We start from the raw sequence: 14,410 nt of genomic DNA, 5'->3' as shown, positions 1-14,410 counted from the left end.
CGTCCGGTTCGGATCAGAAGAATACGTCGGCGGCGGAGATGCGGTGAAGCCCGTCGCGGCACTGCAGCAGCAGATGGCCCGCCGCGTCAACCGTCTCGAAGGTGCCCTCGCGGGTCTCGCGCGCGGTGCGGGCGCGGATCGGCTCGCCCAGCCGCGCGGCGCGGGACAGCCAGCGGTCGCGGATCGGCGCGAAGCCCTGCGCCGCGAAATCGGCCTCGCGGGCGGCATAGGCGCGCGCCAGCTCCAGCAGCATGTCGTCGCGCGCCACCGCCCGGCCCAGCACCTCGGCCAGCGAGATCGGCGGCAAGGCGCCCTCCTCCACCGCCCTCTGTTCGGGCGCGGCGGCGAGGTTCACGCCGATGCCGATCGCCAGGTAGTCGAGCCGCCCGGCCTGCCCCGCGCTCTCCAGCAGGATGCCGGCCGCCTTGCAGCCGTAGAGCAGCACGTCATTGGGCCATTTCAGCGAGACCGCGCCCGTGGGCGCACCGAGCGCCTCGAAGGCCTCGGCCAGCGCCACCGAGGCGACGAAGCTGCGCAAGGCGGCCGTCTCGGCGGGCTCGGCGGGGCGGATCAGCAGCGTCGCGGCCAGCGCGCCCTCGGGGCTGGCCCAGGCGCGGCCCCGGCGGCCGCGGCCCGCGGTCTGCACCGCCGCGGTGATCCAGACCGGTGCATGGCAAGAGGCGGCCATGCGGGCCGCCTCGGCATTGGTGCTGTCGGTTTCGGCGAGGCTGCGGAGCCCGTAGCCCGGGGGCCAGCCCCCGCCGCTACGGGACAAGCGCGGTGGCGGCAGCAGCCGCGATCGTGTCGATGCCGAAGAAGTTGAAGATGCCGAGCACCATGACCAGCGCCGAGGCTATGACGAAGGTGCGCAGCACCGGCGCGCGGTCGGCGTCGAGGGGTTCGGATTCGGGGCCGAAATACATGAGGTAGACGATCCGCAGGTAGTAGTAGGCCGCAATCACCGAGGAGATCACCCCGGCCAGCGCCAGCCAGACCAGCCCGCCATCGACCGCCGCCAGCAGCACGCCCCATTTGGCGAAGAAGCCCAGCATCGGCGGCACGCCTGCCATCGAGAAGAGCAGGATCATCATCGCCAGCGCCCGCACCGGATCGCGCGAGGAGAGCCGCGAGAGCGACTCGATATCGGTGACCGGGCGGCCGTCGCGCTCCATCGACATGATGAAGGCGAAGGTGCCGACATTCATCGTCACGTAGATCGCCATGTAGAGCAGCATCGACTGCACGCCCTCGGCCGTGCCCGCCGCCATGCCCATCAGCGCGAAGCCCATGTGGGTGACCGAGGAATAGGCCATCAGCCGCTTGATATTGGTCTGGCCGATCGCCGAGACCGAGCCGAGGAACATCGAGGCGACCGAGAGGAGCCCGAGGATCTGCTGCCAGTCACCGACCGAATTGCCGAAGGCGCCGTAGAGCACGCGGGCGAAGAGCGCCATCGCCGCCACCTTGGGCGCGGTCGAGAAGAAGGCCGTCACCGGTGTCGGCGAGCCCTCGTAGACGTCCGGCGTCCACATGTGGAAGGGCACGGCCGAGACCTTGAAGGCGAGCCCCGCGCAGAGGAACACGAGGCCGAAGACCAGCCCCAGCGGCGCGGGACCATCGCTGGCCGCCATGACGATCCCGGCGAAATCGGTCGTCCCGGCGAAGCCGTAGGTCAGCGACGCGCCATAGAGCAGCATCCCCGAGGAGAGAGCGCCGAGCACGAAGTACTTCAGCCCCGCCTCGGTCGAGGTGACGCTGTCGCGGCGCAGCGCGGCGATGATGTAGAGCGACAGCGACTGCAGCTCGAGCCCCATGTAGAGCGTCATCAGGTTGCCGGCCGAGACCATCATCATCATGCCGACCACCGCCAGCACGATCAGCACCGGGTATTCGAAGCGCAGCAGGTCGCGCCGCTCCATGTAGGCCTCGGACATGACGAGCACCGCCGCCGCCGAGAGCAGGATCGTCACCTTGGCGAAGCGCCCGAAGCCGTCATCGACGACCATGCCGCCGAAGCCCGCCGTGCTGCCTCCCCCGTTCACCCCGATCCAGAAGGCGGTCAGCGTGAACACCGCCGCCGTGACCCAGGTCAGGACCGGCGCGAAGCGGTCCTTGCCGGTATAGACCACCACCACGAGCGCCAGGAGCGCGAAGAAGGCCAGAACGAATTCCGGCAGGACGGTGGAGAAATCGGATGCCGTCATCTCGGTCGGTCCTCAGTGGCTAGCGGTTGCGGCGAGTTGCGAGGCGGCCTCGAAATCCGCCATCGCCGCCATGTTATGGGCCACCAGCGCGCTGACGGATGGGCCGATGATCTCGGTGATGAGCCCGGGGAAGAAGCCCAGGATCAGGGTCAGCGCGACCAGCGGCGCGAAGACCGCCTTTTCGCGCAGGTTCATGTCGGAGATGGTCCGCAGGCTTTCCTTGATCAGGTCGCCCAGCATCATCCGCTTGTAGAGCCAGAGGCCGTAGCTGGCCGACAGGACCACCCCGGTGGCCGCGATGAAGGCGATCCAGGTGCTGTCCTCGTAGATGCCGAGGATGGTCAGGAACTCGCCGACGAAGCCCGAGGTGCCCGGCAGGCCGATATTGGCCATGGTGAAGAACATGAAGACCAGCGCATAGACCGGCATCCGGTTGACGAGCCCGCCATAGGCCGAGATCTCGCGCGTGTGGATGCGGTCGTAGACGACGCCGACGCAGAGGAAGAGCGCGCCGGAGATGAAGCCGTGGCTGAGCATCTGGAAGATGCCGCCGTCGATCCCCTGCTGGTTCATCGCGAAGATGCCCATCGTCGAATAGCCCATATGCGCCACCGAGGAATAGGCGATCACCTTCTTCATGTCGGTCTGCGCCAGCGCGCAGAGCGAGGTGTAGACGATGGCGATGGCCGAGAGCCAGAAGACCAGCGGCTCCATCAGCTGGGTCCCGATCGGGAACATCGGCAGCGAGAAGCGCAGGAAGCCGTAGCCGCCCATCTTCAGGAGAACCGCCGCCAGCACGATCGAGCCCGCGGTCGGCGCCTGCACATGCGCGTCCGGAAGCCAGGTATGGACCGGCCACATCGGCATCTTCACCGCGAAGCTGATGAAGAAGGCGAGCCACAGCAGCGTCTGCATCCCGCCGATGATCTGCATCCCCGCGATCTCGATCGTCTCGGTGGAGAAGGTGTATTCCAGCAGCCCCGTCTGCCCCGGATCGCAGGCCGCGATGCAGGTCGTGCCGGCGTCGAGATACATCGCCACCATGCCGACCAGCATGAAGACCGAGCCGAAGAAGGTGTAGAGGAAGAACTTGAAGGAGGCGTAGATCCGGTTCGGGCCGCCCCAGATGCCGATGATCAGGAACATCGGGATCAGCGAGCCCTCGAAGAAGAGGTAGAAGAGGAACATGTCCAGCGCGCAGAAGACGCCGGTCATCAGCGTCTGCAGCACCAGGAAGCAGATCATGTACTCCTTCACCCGGTCGGTCACCGTCCAGCAGCTGAGAATGACCAGCGGCATCAGGAAGGTGGTCAGCAGCACGAAGAGCACCGACAGCCCGTCCACGCCCATCCGGTACTTCATGCCGAGCACCCAGTCGCGCTCCTCGACGAACTGGAAGCCGGTATCCGCCGGATCGAAGCCGGTCAGCAGGAACAGCGACAGCAGGAAGGTCACCGAGGTCGCGATCAGCGCGACCCATTTGGCATTGCGCTGCGCCGCTTCGTCATTGCCGCGCAGGAACACCGCCAGGATGACCGCTGCCAGCGTCGGCATGAAGGTGACGATGGAGAGCAGGTTATCCATTATTGGGCCCCTCCGGTGAGGACCAGCCAGGTCATCAGCACGGCGATGCCGAGGATCATGGCGAAGGCGTAGTGGAAGAGGTAGCCCGACTGCGCGCGTCCCGCGAGCCGGACGAGGAAGGGGATGAAGGCCGTGGCCAGGCCGCGGATCGAGCCGTCGATCACCGTCCGGTCGCCGCGCTTCCACAGGAAGCGGCCGAATTTCAGCGTCGGCCGCACCAGCGCATGCTCGTAGAGCTCGTCGAAATACCACTTGTTCAGCAGGAACTGGTAGAGCGGCGCCTGGTTCTCGGCCAGCTTGCCCGGCAGGTCCGGACGGCGGATGTACATCTGCCAGGCCAGGCCCAGCCCGATCAGCATCGCCACGAAGGGCGAAAGCTTGACCCAGGCGGGCGCCGCATGCGCGTCCTCGAGCACCGTGTTCTGCGGCCCGAAGAAGACCGCGCCGATCTCGCCGGCATGGGCGGGTTCTGCCTCCGCCTCTGCCGCCGCTTCGGCGTGATGCTCCGGCATGCCGAAGAAGGCCGAGACCTTGTCATGGTCGCCGAAGAAGGAGCCGTACCAGATCATCCCGGCGAAGACCGCGCCGAGCGCCAGAACGCCCAGCGGGATGGTCATCACCAGCGGGCTCTCCTTGGCATGCGAATGCGTGGCCATGTCGCCGCGCGGCTTGCCGAAGAAGGTCAGAAACATCAGCCGCCAGGAATAGAAGCTGGTCATGGCCGCGGCGAAGACCAGCATCCAGAAGGCGTAGGAGGCGATGGAGTTCGACCCGGCCCAGGCGCTCTCGATGATGGCGTCCTTCGACAGGAAGCCGGCAAAGCCGATATGGGTCAGCGGGATCCCCACCCCGGTGATCGCCAGCGTGCCGATCATCATCGCCCAGAAGGTCAGCGGCAGCTTCTTCCGCAGCCCGCCGTAATTCGTCATGTCCTGCTCGTGATGCATCGCGGTGATCACCGAGCCTGCGGAAAGGAACAGCATCGCCTTGAAGAAGGCATGGGTGAAGAGGTGGAACATCGCCGCCGGATACATGCCCACGCCCGCGGCGACGAACATGTAGCCCAGCTGCGAGCAGGTCGAATAGGCGATCACCCGCTTGATGTCGGTCTGTACCAGCCCGATCGTCGCCGCGAAGAAGGCCGTCGAGGCGCCGATGAAGGTGACGAAGGCCATGGTCTCGGGCGCGTATTCCATCAGCGGCGACATCCGGCAGATCAGGAAGACGCCGGCGGTCACCATGGTGGCGGCGTGGATCAGCGCCGAGACCGGCGTCGGCCCCTCCATCGCGTCCGGAAGCCAGGTGTGCAGGAAGAGCTGCGCCGATTTCCCCATCGCGCCGACGAAGAGCAGGAAGGCGACGAGGTTGGCGGCGCTGTAGCTGCCCCAGAGGAAGGGAACCTCCATCGCGGCCATCTCCGGCGCCTTGTCGAAGATCACGTCGAAGCTGACGCTGTCGGCGACGAAGAAGAGCGCGAAGATGCCGAGGAGGAAGCCGAAATCGCCGATCCGGTTGACGATGAAGGCCTTCATCGCCGCCGATCCGGCCGAGGGCTTGCGGTAGTAGAAGCCGATCAGCAGGTAGGAAGCCAGGCCAACGCCCTCCCAGCCGAAGAACAGCTGGACGATGTTGTCGGCCGTCACCAGCATCAGCATCGCGAAGGTGAAGAGCGACAGGTAGGAGAAGAAGCGCGGCTGGTAGCTCTCGCCCTCGCGGAAGTTCGCGTCATGGGCCATGTAGCCGAAGCTGTAGAGATGGACGAGCGCCGAGACCGTGGTGACGACGACCAGCATGATCGCGGTCAGCCGGTCCACGAGGATCGACCAGTCGGCGCTGAGCGAGCCGCTCTGGATCCATTCGCCGATATGGACGGTATAGGCCGTGCCGTCGAAGCCGAAGAAGACGATCCAGGAGAAGAAGCAGGAGACAAACAGCAGGCCCGTGGAAATCCACTTGGCGGCACGTTCGCCGATCGCCCGCCACAGGAAGCCGGCGATCAGGCTGCCGGCCAGCGGGGCGAAGAGGATGATGCTTTCCACTGCGGTCAGCCTTTCATGTTGTTGACGTCTTCCACCGCGATCGTGCCGCGGTTGCGGAAGAAGCAGACCAGGATGGCGAGGCCCACTGCGGCCTCCGCGGCGGCGACGGTCAGGACGAAGAGCGTGAAGATCTGGCCCTGCAGGTCGCCGAGGAAGCTCGAGAAGGCGACGAAGTTGATATTCACCGCCAAGAGGATCAGCTCGATCGACATCAGGATGATGATGACGTTCCTGCGGTTCAGAAACAGCCCGAAGATGCCGATCACGAAGAGCGTCGCCGCCACGGCCAGATAGCTTTCAAGTCCCATCATCCATGTCCCTCCGGGCCGTCTGCCCGTCGTTATGCTCGGTTCAGGCCCGCCCCGGGCTCGACCCGGGGCCTCCTTCTTGTCTGCGTCGCGCCGGTCCCGGGCGAGGCCCCGGGTCAAGCCCGGGGCGGGACGGCGCCATGCGGCAGGTCTAGAGCCCCTGCCCGGGCTTCACGTCCTTCAGCTCCATCGCCTTGGCCGGATCGCGGTACATCTGCGCCAGCACGTCCTGGCGCTTGATGCCCGGACGGTGCCGCAGCGTCAGCAGGATCGCCCCGATCATCGCCACCAGCAGGATCAGCCCGGCGAGCTGGAAGAGGATCAGGTAGCGGTCGTAAAGCAGTTGCCCGATCGCCACCGTGTTCGGCACGTCCGCGATGTCCGGCACCGGCGCCGAGCGCAGGATCTGCGCGCGGTCGGAGAACTGCCAGACGCCGATCCCCATGCCGAGCTCCATCAGGATGATCACGCCGATCAGCAGCGCCAGCGGGATGCCCTTGCCCATTTCCGCGCGCAGCTCGGCGAAGTCGACATCGAGCATCATCACCACGAAGAGGAAGAGCACCGCGACCGCGCCGACATAGACGATCACCATCAGCATCGCGACGAATTCCGCGCCCAGGAGCACGAAGAACCCCGCCGAGCTGAGGAAGGCGAGGATCAGCCACAGCACCGAATGCACCGGATTCCGCGACAGCACGGTGAAGAGCCCGCCGAGGATGACGCCGAGCGCGAAGGCGTAGAAGGCGATGGTTGCCATGATGTTCGGGCCTCCCTCAGGTCACCGGTAGGGTGCGTCGAGTTCCAGGTTGCGGGCGATCTCGGCCTCCCAGCGTTCGCCGTTCGACAGGAGCTTGGCCTTGTCGTAGTAGAGCTCTTCGCGGGTCTCGGTGGAGAATTCGAAATTCGGTCCCTCGACGATCGCATCCACCGGGCAGGCCTCCTGGCAGAAGCCGCAATAGATGCATTTCGTCATGTCGATGTCGTAGCGCGTGGTGCGCCGCGAGCCGTCCTCGCGCGGTTCGGCGTCGATGGTGATCGCCTGCGCCGGGCAGATCGCCTCGCACAGCTTGCAGGCGATGCAGCGCTCCTCGCCGCTGGGATAGCGCCTCAACGCGTGCTCCCCGCGGAAGCGCGGCGAGAGCGGCCCCTTCTCGTGCGGGTAGTTCAGCGTGGCCTTGGGCGCGAAGAAGTAGCGCAGCCCCAGCTTCATCCCCGCCCAGGCATCCTGGAGGAAGAAGTACTTTACCGCGCGGTTCCAGTCGATTGCAGCCATCTCAGCCTCCCACCGCCCAGCGGGCATAGGCGCCGCCGAACGCTTCGAATTTCGCCAGGAACGCCACCAGCACCACCCAGATCAGCGACATCGGCAGGAAGACCTTCCAGCCCAGCCGCATCAGCTGGTCGTAGCGGTAGCGCGGGGTGATCGCCTTCACCATCGCGAACATGAAGAAGAAGAACGCCATCTTCGCCACCATCCACAGCGCCCCGTCGGGCAGGCCCGGGATCGGCGACAGCCAGCCGCCGAAGAACAGCAGCGACATCAATGCGCACATCAGGAAGATCGCGATGTACTCGCCCGCCATGAAGAGCAGGAAGGGCGTCGAGGAATATTCCACCTGGTAGCCCGCCACCAGCTCCGACTCGGCCTCGGGCAGATCGAAGGGCGGGCGGTTGGTCTCGGCCAGGGCCGAGATGAAGAACAGGAAGACCATCGGCAGATGCGGCAGCCAGAACCAGCTGAAGAAGCCGAAATGGCCGTCCTGCGCGCGCACGATGTCGGAGAAGTTCATCGACCCCGCCGAGATGATGACGCCGATGATGATCAGGCCGATCGACACCTCGTAGGAGATCATCTGCGCCGCCGAGCGCAGGCTGCCGAGGAACGGATATTTCGAGTTCGACGCCCAGCCGCCCATGATCACGCCGTAGACCTCGAGCGAGGAGACGGCGAAGATGTAGAGGATGGCGACGTTGATATCCGCGAGCACCCAGCCGTCGGCGAAGGGGATCACCGCCCAGGCGATCATGGCCAGCACGAAGGAGGTCATCGGCGCCAGCAGGAAGACTGGCTTGTCGGCGCCTGCCGGGATGACGATTTCCTTGACCACGTATTTCAGCGCGTCGGCCAGCGACTGCATGATGCCGAAGGGGCCGACCACGTTCGGCCCGCGGCGCATCTGCACCGCCGCCCAGATCTTGCGGTCGCCATAGACGAGGAACAACAGCGAGATCATCACGAAGGCCAGCACGGCAATGCACTGGGCAATGACGACGACCGCGATCCCGGCCGGCGTTGCGAAGAAATCAGCCATGTGCAGTGTCCTCCCCGGTCAGCGCGCCTGCGGCCCGGAGGGTCGTGGCGGGTTGCTCCGACATGTCGCTGTAAAGCGTGTTTTGGTTGCCAAATCCAGAACCGATGCAAGCTCTTGTGCGCGAATGTCGCGGATTTTTCGCCATCGAAACCATCACTCCGCCGCCATCGCCGGCGCGCGCCGCGCCTTGGCCTGGGCGGAGAGCTCCGCCATCAGCACCGAGGCCCGCGCGATCGGGTTGGTGAGGTAGTAGTCCTTCACCGCATCGACGAAATCGGCCGAGGCCTTCGGCTCCGCCGCCTCGACCGGATCCCAGGCATTTTCCGGAACCTCGTCGACCCGCGCCAGATGCGGCACCGCCTTGACCAGCGCGCGGCGCAGCGCCGCGAGGCTGTCATAGGGCAGCTTCTCGCCCGCAAGCGCCGAGAGCGCGCGCAGGATCGCCCAGTTCTCCTTGGCCTCGCCCGGCGGGAAGCCCGCGCGGCTGGCGACCTGCGGCCGCCCTTCGGTATTGACGAAAAGCCCCGATTCCTCGGTCCAGGCGGCGCCCGGCAGGATCACGTCGGCACGGTGCGCGCCGCGGTCGCCATGGCTGCCCTGGTAGATCACGAAGGGCCCCTCGGCGATCTCGACCTCGTCGGCGCCGAGGCTGTAGACCACCTCCGCGCCATCAAGCGCCTTTGCCATCCCGCCCTCGGTGACCGCCTCGGCATCCATCGCGCCGACCCGCGAGGCGGCGGTGTGCAGGATCAGCAGCTTCGACCCGGTCTTCTCGGCGAGCTTCATCACCTGCCCCAGCACCGCCGCGCCATCGGCCTCGCGCAGCGCGCCCTGCCCCAGAACGATCAGGCTCTCGTGCTCGACGATGTCCTCGTTCGCGGCGGCAACGGCATCGAGCAGCATCTGCCGGCCCGTGCCCATCTGGATCACGTCATAGGTCAGGTCGGCCGGCGCGCCGATCCGCGCCACCTCCGCCCCGGCCAGCCAGGCCTTGCGGATGCGGGCATTCAGCACCGGCGCCTCGAGCCGCGGGTTGCAGCCGACCAGAAGGATGCGCTCGGCGGTGTCGATATCCTCGATCCGCGCCGTCCCGGCATAGCCCGAGCGGTTGCCCGCGGGCAGATGCGCGCCGTCGGTGCGGCATTCGACCGAGCCGCCCAGCCCCTCGATCAGGCCCTTCAGCGCGAAGGCGGCCTCGACCGGGGCCAGATCGCCGACCAGCCCGGCGACCTTCTTCCCCTTCATCGCGGCGGCAGTGGCAGCCAGCGCCTCCTCCCAGCTCGCGGGCCGGAGCTTGCCGTCCTTGCGGATATAGGGCCGGTCGAGCCGCTGGCGGCGCAGCCCGTCCCAGACGAAGCGCGACTTGTCGCCCAGCCACTCCTCGTTCACGCCGTCATGGTTCCTCGGCAGGAAGCGCATGACCTCGCGGCCCTTGGTGTCGACCCGGATGTTCGAGCCGAGCGCGTCCATCACGTCGATCGACTCGGTCTTGGTCAGTTCCCAGGGCCGCGCGGTGAAGGCATAGGGCTTCGAGACCAGCGCGCCCACCGGGCAGAGATCGATGATGTTGCCCTGCAGCTCGCTGTCGAGCGTCTCGTTCAGGTAGGAGGTGATCTCGGCATCCTCGCCGCGGCCGGTCTGGCCCATCTGGGAGATGCCGGCGACCTCGGTGGTGAAGCGGACGCAGCGCGTGCAGGAGATGCAGCGCGTCATGTGGGTCTCGACCAGCGGGCCGAGATTGAGGTCGGTCGCCGAGCGCTTGGGCTCGCGGAAGCGGGAGAAATCGACGCCATAGGCCATCGCCTGGTCCTGCAGGTCGCATTCGCCGCCCTGGTCGCAGATCGGGCAGTCGAGCGGATGGTTGATCAGCAGGAATTCCATCACGCCCTCGCGGGCCTTCTTGACCATCGGCGAGTTGGTCTTGACCTCGGGGGGCTCGCCATTGCGCCCGGGGCGCAGGTCGCGGACCTGCATCGCGCAGGAGGCGGCGGGCTTGGGCGGGCCGCCGACCACCTCGACCAGGCACATCCGGCAGTTCCCGGCGATCGACAGGCGCTCGTGGTAGCAGAAGCGCGGGATCTCCACCCCCGCCTGCTCGCAGGCCTGGATCAGCGTCAGGGCCGGGTCGACCTCGACCTCCTTGCCGTCGATGATGATGGTGCGCAGGTCAGACATGGCGTTACTCCGCTGCGATTGGGGTGCAGGCCTTGGTCTTCCAAAGCCGCGCCTGTTTGAGATGGGACCAGCCGAAGGCGTGGTCCGTATTCCCGTGCTCTTCGAGATGCGCGAGGCGCGCGAGCGCCTCCTCGAGCGTCGGCCGGTGGCCCGCAGGCACGTGCCACATCACGAAATGCGGCCGTCCCATCAGCTCGAACCAGCTCGCGCGGCGGTCGTAGAAGCGCTTGTGCACGGTGTTGTAGACGAAATGCTCGAGGCTCCCGGCATCCTCCCAGACGGTGAGGTTCGAGACGAATTGCGGATCGCCGCCGATCTTGGCCTCGGTATTGCCGGTGCCGGGCTCGCCCGAGCCCTCCATCATCCAGACGAAGCCGGGGCTGCGCTTGCCGATGCCGTTGACCAGATCGAGCGCGGCCATGAACTCCGCCACGCGCGGATCGTCGGTGGGCGCCAGAAGGCGGCCGATATTGAGCTGTGCCAGATGCTGTGCGGTCATTTCAGAAGCCTCCCCAGCAGGCTGTCATTGCCCTGTTCGCTTTCCCCGAAGGCGCAGACATTCTCGGGGTCCGGATCGGCGGGATTGACGCCCCCGGCCTCCAGCCGCGCGGCCACCTGCGCCTCGAGCTGCTGCGACTCGAATTCGCGGGTCTGCGCCTCGATCGCCTCGGGCTGCTGCCCCTGCGCGACCAGAAGCTTGTAGGCATTGGCGATATAGGTCTTGGCCGTCTCGCTGCGGAAGCCGAGCCCGGGACAGGTATCGCCGACGAACTGCGCCGTGGCGGTCTCGACCAGGACCTTCTGCATCAAGGGCGCGACCAGCGGCGTCGCCGCCACGCAGCCCGCGATCCCGGCCAGCCCCGCGAGCGGGGCAAGGCGCAGGCCGCGCCTGGCGAAATGGTAGGGCGCAGGGCTCAAGATGCCACCCCCTCGCCGCCGGTTTCCGGGACAGTCGCGCGATGCAGGGTCATTCCGCGGCCACCGCGCTGAGCTTGCCGGACTTCTGCGCGCGGATGCGGTCCTCGATCTCGTCGCGGAAATTGCGGATCAGGCCCTGGATCGGCCAGGCCGCCGCATCGCCGAGCGCGCAGATCGTGTGTCCCTCGACCTGCTTGGTCACCGAGAACAGCATGTCGATCTCCTCGATCTCGGCCTCGCCCTTCACCAGCCGTTCCATCACCCGCATCATCCAGCCGGTGCCTTCGCGGCAGGGGGTGCACTGGCCGCAGCTCTCGTGCTTGTAGAATTTCGACAGCCGCCAGATCGCCTTCACCATGTCGACCGACTGGTCCATGACCATCACCGCCGCGGTGCCCAGCCCCGAGCCCAGCTCGCCGCGCAGGTAGTCGTAGTCCATCACCGCGCTGCGCATGTTCTCGCCGCGCACGCAGGGCACGGAGGCGCCGCCGGGGATCACCGCCTTGAGGTTGTCCCAGCCGCCGCGGATGCCGCCGCAATGCTTCTCGATCAGCTCCTCGAAGGAAATCGACATCTCCTCCTCGACGACGCAGGGCCGGTTCACATGGCCGGAGATGGCGAAGAGCTTGGTCCCGGCATTGTTCGGCCGGCCGAAGCCCGCGAACCAGTCCGCGCCACGGCGCAGGATGGTCGGCGCCACGGCGATCGACTCGACATTGTTCACCGTGGTCGGGCAGCCATAGACCCCCGCCCCTGCCGGGAAGGGCGGCTTCATCCGCGGCATGCCCTTCTTGCCCTCGAGGCTTTCGAGCAGCGCGGTCTCCTCGCCGCAGATATAGGCGCCGGCGCCATGGGCGAGATAGAGGTCGAAATCCCAGCCAGAGCCGCAGGCGTTCCTGCCCAGCAGCCCGTCGTCATAGGCCTCGTCGATGGCGCGCTGCAGCGCCTCGCGCTCGCGGATGTACTCGCCGCGGATGTAGATATAGGCGACATGCGCGCCCATGGCGAAACTGGCGATCAGGCAGCCCTCGACCAGCGTGTGCGGGTCGTGGCGCATGATCTCGCGGTCCTTGCAGGTGCCGGGCTCGGATTCGTCGGCATTGACCACCAGGTAATGCGGCCGCCCGTCGCTCTCCTTCGGCATGAAGGACCATTTCAGACCGGTGGGGAAGCCCGCCCCGCCGCGGCCGCGCAGGCCGGATTTCTTCATCTCCTCGACGATCCAGTCGCGCCCCTTCTCCAGGATCGCAGCCGTGCCGTCCCAATGGCCGCGCTTCTTGGCGCCGGCCAGCGTCCGGTCGTGCATGCCGTAGATGTTGGTGAAGATCCGATCTTCGTCCTTCAGCATGGACTATCCTCCATTGGGGGGCCGCGCCGCATTGCGCGCCTGCCAGATTTGGTAGGTGACGACCAGCGCCCAGACAAAGGCCGCGATCGCCGCAAAGTCGAAGAGGAACACGTAGCGCAGCGGCAGGCCCAGCCGGCCGCCGGCGAATTGCGCCCCGAGCCACAGCACCATCGTCGCCGCCAGCACGATCCCGACCGTCCGGCCCTTGCGGGCCAGGCGGAGGTCGGTTTCGCTGGGCTGGTGCCTGGCCATGGGTCAGTCCTTCTCCGCCAGGTCCCGGGCCTGCTCGACCCAGTTGTCGCGGGCGATGCGTCCCTTGGGGCTGTCGAGATTCTCGTCGACCCAGGCGATCTCCGCCGGCCCCCAGGAAGCCATCTGCGCGAAGGTGTAGACGCCGAGCTCGTGCAGCGCCTCCTCCAGCTTCGGCCCGATCCCGGTGATCTGGCGCAGGTCGTCGGCGTTTTCCGGCGCGGCATCGAAGAGCTCGGGCCTGACCATCTCGACCTCGCCCTCCGGCACGCCGGCCTTGTCCGCGGGCGCCTCCTGCCGGGTTGCGCCGGTTTCGTCCACCGGACGGCCGCCGGAGCGGTCGGCGTCATCAGACGGGGCCTTTTCGGCGGACGCCTCCGGAGCGGGATGCGCCTTCGCGGGCGCGGCCCTGGCGCTGCGCTCCAGCACGGCCGCCTCGCCCTCGCCCAGCCATGGCGCGCGCAAGGGCGCCTCGGTGCCGTCGATCCGCTTGATCGTGTCCTCGAGCGCCACGGCCGCCGCGACGGAGGCGTTGTAGGGCGCGCGGTCCTTCTCATGCGCGGTCAGCGTCGTCAGCCCGCCCAGCGGCTCCGCGCCGTAGCGGCCGTTCTGCGGCCCCGGCAGCGGCACCTTGCCCGCCGCCAGCTCGTCGAGGATCTCGATGAAGCGCGCGGAGGTCAGGTCCTCGTAGTAGTCCTTGCCGATCTGGACCATCGGCGCATTGGTGCAGGAGCCGAGGCACTCGACCTCCTCCCAGGAGAACTTGCCGTCGGCCGAAAGCTGGAAGGGCTGTGCCGCGATCTTCTCCTTGCAGATGCCGATCAGATCCTCGGCGCCGCAGATCATGCAGCTGAGCGTGCCGCAGACCTGGACATGGGCGACCGAGCCGACCGGCTGCAGCTGGAACATGAAGTAGAAGGTCGCGACCTCCAGCGCCCGCATGTAGGGCATGCCCAGCATGTCGGCGACATATTCGATCGCCGGGCGGGTCAGCCAGCCCTCCTGCTCCTGCGCGCGCCACAGGATCGCGATCACCGCCGAGGCCTGGCGGCCTTCGGGATACTTGGTCATCTGCGCCTCGGCCCAGACCTGGTTCGCGGGCGTGAAGGCAAAGCTCTCGGGCTGTTCGGGGTGGAGGCGGCGCAACATTCAGGCTGTCCCTTCTGCTACAGGGCCGCGAACGGGCGCACCCGTCCACGCCAGTGGCGGTTCGCTCGTCGCGGGGCGGCCCGCGCGGATTTCGCTGTCCATCATGTCCTCCCGTGGCCAG

14 protein-coding genes are annotated in these 14,410 nt (G+C 67.0%); all 14 read right to left on the bottom strand.

Annotation, left to right across the window (positions count from 1 at the left end; genetic code table 11):
* Positions 1 to 13: 13 nt before the first annotated feature.
* Entirely contained in the window at positions 14 to 775 is a 762-nt protein-coding gene (locus tag FGX59_RS24085) for a biotin--[acetyl-CoA-carboxylase] ligase (protein WP_240722675.1), read from the bottom strand.
* The gene (gene nuoN, locus FGX59_RS24080) at positions 765 to 2,204 is read right to left on the bottom strand and encodes an NADH-quinone oxidoreductase subunit NuoN (RefSeq protein ID WP_138469683.1); all 1,440 of its coding nucleotides are present in this window, start codon (positions 2,202 to 2,204) and stop codon (positions 765 to 767) included. Before nuoN ends, FGX59_RS24085 begins: the two co-directional genes overlap by 11 nt.
* A 12-nt stretch (positions 2,205 to 2,216) precedes the next feature.
* The gene (locus FGX59_RS24075; RefSeq protein WP_138469682.1) at positions 2,217 to 3,788 is read right to left on the bottom strand and encodes an NADH-quinone oxidoreductase subunit M; all 1,572 of its coding nucleotides are present in this window, start codon (positions 3,786 to 3,788) and stop codon (positions 2,217 to 2,219) included.
* The gene (gene nuoL / locus FGX59_RS24070) at positions 3,788 to 5,827 is read right to left on the bottom strand and encodes an NADH-quinone oxidoreductase subunit L (RefSeq protein WP_138469681.1); all 2,040 of its coding nucleotides are present in this window, start codon (positions 5,825 to 5,827) and stop codon (positions 3,788 to 3,790) included. Before nuoL ends, FGX59_RS24075 begins: the two co-directional genes overlap by 1 nt.
* Positions 5,828 to 5,832: 5 nt before the next feature.
* A complete protein-coding gene (nuoK, locus tag FGX59_RS24065) occupies positions 5,833 to 6,138 on the bottom strand; it encodes an NADH-quinone oxidoreductase subunit NuoK (RefSeq protein WP_138469680.1) in 306 nt (101 codons plus the stop codon).
* A 148-nt stretch (positions 6,139 to 6,286) separates the two neighbouring features.
* On the bottom strand, positions 6,287 to 6,895 hold the full coding sequence (locus FGX59_RS24060; RefSeq protein WP_138469679.1) for an NADH-quinone oxidoreductase subunit J: 609 nt from the start codon (positions 6,893 to 6,895) through the stop codon (positions 6,287 to 6,289).
* Between the two features lie 21 nt (positions 6,896 to 6,916).
* Entirely contained in the window at positions 6,917 to 7,411 is a 495-nt protein-coding gene (gene nuoI, locus FGX59_RS24055) for an NADH-quinone oxidoreductase subunit NuoI (protein ID WP_138469678.1), read from the bottom strand.
* 1 nt (position 7,412) lies between these two features.
* Positions 7,413 to 8,450, bottom strand: a complete 1,038-nt coding sequence (nuoH, locus tag FGX59_RS24050; protein WP_138469677.1) for an NADH-quinone oxidoreductase subunit NuoH — start codon at positions 8,448 to 8,450, stop codon at positions 7,413 to 7,415.
* Positions 8,451 to 8,603: 153 nt separating this feature from the next.
* Positions 8,604 to 10,625, bottom strand: a complete 2,022-nt coding sequence (gene nuoG, locus FGX59_RS24045) for an NADH-quinone oxidoreductase subunit NuoG (protein ID WP_138469676.1) — start codon at positions 10,623 to 10,625, stop codon at positions 8,604 to 8,606.
* A gap of 4 nt (positions 10,626 to 10,629) precedes the next feature.
* On the bottom strand, positions 10,630 to 11,124 hold the full coding sequence (locus FGX59_RS24040) for a DUF3291 domain-containing protein (RefSeq protein WP_138469675.1): 495 nt from the start codon (positions 11,122 to 11,124) through the stop codon (positions 10,630 to 10,632).
* Positions 11,121 to 11,543, bottom strand: coding sequence for a DUF5333 family protein (locus tag FGX59_RS24035; protein WP_138469674.1), 423 nt, complete (start codon positions 11,541 to 11,543; stop codon positions 11,121 to 11,123). The genes FGX59_RS24040 and FGX59_RS24035 overlap by 4 nt, the downstream gene beginning before the upstream one ends.
* Positions 11,544 to 11,592: 49 nt before the next feature.
* Entirely contained in the window at positions 11,593 to 12,891 is a 1,299-nt protein-coding gene (gene nuoF, locus FGX59_RS24030) for an NADH-quinone oxidoreductase subunit NuoF (protein WP_138469673.1), read from the bottom strand.
* Positions 12,892 to 12,894: 3 nt separating this feature from the next.
* Positions 12,895 to 13,143 (bottom strand): DUF5337 domain-containing protein, encoded by a 249-nt coding sequence (locus FGX59_RS24025; RefSeq protein WP_138469672.1) that lies wholly within the window; start codon positions 13,141 to 13,143, stop codon positions 12,895 to 12,897.
* 3 nt (positions 13,144 to 13,146) lie between these two features.
* A complete protein-coding gene (locus tag FGX59_RS24020; RefSeq protein ID WP_138469671.1) occupies positions 13,147 to 14,289 on the bottom strand; it encodes an NADH-quinone oxidoreductase subunit E in 1,143 nt (380 codons plus the stop codon).
* Positions 14,290 to 14,410: the final 121 nt, after the last annotated feature.

It is taken from the genome of Poseidonocella sp. HB161398 (assembly GCF_005870025.1).
Lineage (GTDB): Bacteria > Pseudomonadota > Alphaproteobacteria > Rhodobacterales > Rhodobacteraceae > Mangrovicoccus.
The sequence above is the reverse complement of the archived record's forward strand: the minus strand, read 5'-3'. Positions and strand labels throughout refer to the sequence as shown.

Excerpts from the sequence above, each read along its gene's own strand:
- FGX59_RS24060 (WP_138469679.1), bottom strand. The coding sequence starts at position 6,895 with ATGGCAACCATCGCCTTCTACGCCTTCGCGCTCGGCGTCATCCTCGGC.
- FGX59_RS24025 (WP_138469672.1), bottom strand. The coding sequence starts at position 13,143 with ATGGCCAGGCACCAGCCCAGCGAAACCGACCTCCGCCTGGCCCGCAAG.
- FGX59_RS24020 (WP_138469671.1), bottom strand. The coding sequence starts at position 14,289 with ATGTTGCGCCGCCTCCACCCCGAACAGCCCGAGAGCTTTGCCTTCACG.
- nuoF (WP_138469673.1), bottom strand. The coding sequence starts at position 12,891 with ATGCTGAAGGACGAAGATCGGATCTTCACCAACATCTACGGCATGCAC.
- nuoI (WP_138469678.1), bottom strand. The coding sequence starts at position 7,411 with ATGGCTGCAATCGACTGGAACCGCGCGGTAAAGTACTTCTTCCTCCAG.
- FGX59_RS24040 (WP_138469675.1), bottom strand. The coding sequence starts at position 11,124 with ATGACCGCACAGCATCTGGCACAGCTCAATATCGGCCGCCTTCTGGCG.
- nuoK (WP_138469680.1), bottom strand. The coding sequence starts at position 6,138 with ATGATGGGACTTGAAAGCTATCTGGCCGTGGCGGCGACGCTCTTCGTG.
- nuoG (WP_138469676.1), bottom strand. The coding sequence starts at position 10,625 with ATGTCTGACCTGCGCACCATCATCATCGACGGCAAGGAGGTCGAGGTC.
- nuoH (WP_138469677.1), bottom strand. The coding sequence starts at position 8,450 with ATGGCTGATTTCTTCGCAACGCCGGCCGGGATCGCGGTCGTCGTCATT.
- FGX59_RS24075 (WP_138469682.1), bottom strand. The coding sequence starts at position 3,788 with ATGGATAACCTGCTCTCCATCGTCACCTTCATGCCGACGCTGGCAGCG.
- nuoN (WP_138469683.1), bottom strand. The coding sequence starts at position 2,204 with ATGACGGCATCCGATTTCTCCACCGTCCTGCCGGAATTCGTTCTGGCC.